Raw genomic sequence first — 826 nt, 5'->3', positions numbered from 1 at the left:
CATTTCTCTTGTAGTAATAAGTTACTACCTGATTTCCGGTTGTATATGTTCCATTCTGATTTGCAGGTGTGCTCACCAATGTAAAGTTCGGAATGGTCTGTTCTGTAGTATTATATGGAGTTCCGAGTTTTCCTGTACCGCTCATTGTGATATCAGGTACAAGCGGTGTTGTAGTACCCTGTTCATAATGGTGTACTGTAACATCTCCTGCATTCTTTCTTCTGTACTCATATACTACCGTTGTTGTTCCCGTTGCAGGATATGTTCCTGTATGGTTTGCAGGTGTTGTACTTACCACCTCATAATCCGCAATAGTCTTCGGTGTAGTTGTATAGCTAAGTCCGGACTTTCCTGCTCCGCTCATTACTGTCTGAGCGTCAAGCTCTGTGCCGCTACCCTGCTCTACATATTTTACTACTATATCTCCTGCGGTCTTTCTTCTGTACTCATATACTACAGTCGTTGTTCCGCTACTTGGATATGTTCCGGTATGATTTGCAGGTGTTGTACTTACCACCTCATAATCTGTAATAGTCTTCGGCGTAGTTGTATAGCTGAGTCCCGACTTTCCTGCTCCACTCATTACTGTCTGAGTGTCAAGCTCTGTGCCGCTGCCTTGCTCTACATATTTTACTACAATATCTCCAACATCTTTTCTCTTGTAGTAGTAGTTGACGGTCTGTGTTCCGCTTGTAAATGTTCCGTTTGCTGCAGGACTTACAGAAACAAAATCATAATCATTTATGTTCTTTTGTACTGTAGTAAAGGCTGTTCCAAGCTTTCCGGTTCCGTCCAAAGTTTCCTGAGTATCAAGCACTGCATTTGT

The 826-nt window shown here is 42.4% G+C and carries 1 protein-coding gene; it reads right to left on the bottom strand.

What is annotated here, in order from left to right; translation table 11 throughout:
* A partial coding sequence (locus HMPREF1495_RS07480; RefSeq protein WP_034213379.1) for a MucBP domain-containing protein occupies positions 1–826 on the bottom strand: 826 nt, incomplete at both ends.

Origin of the sequence: Lachnoanaerobaculum sp. MSX33 (genome assembly GCF_000512995.1) — a bacterium.
Classification (GTDB): Bacteria; Bacillota; Clostridia; order Lachnospirales; family Lachnospiraceae; genus Lachnoanaerobaculum.
This window is presented reverse-complemented; position numbering and strand designations above follow the sequence as displayed.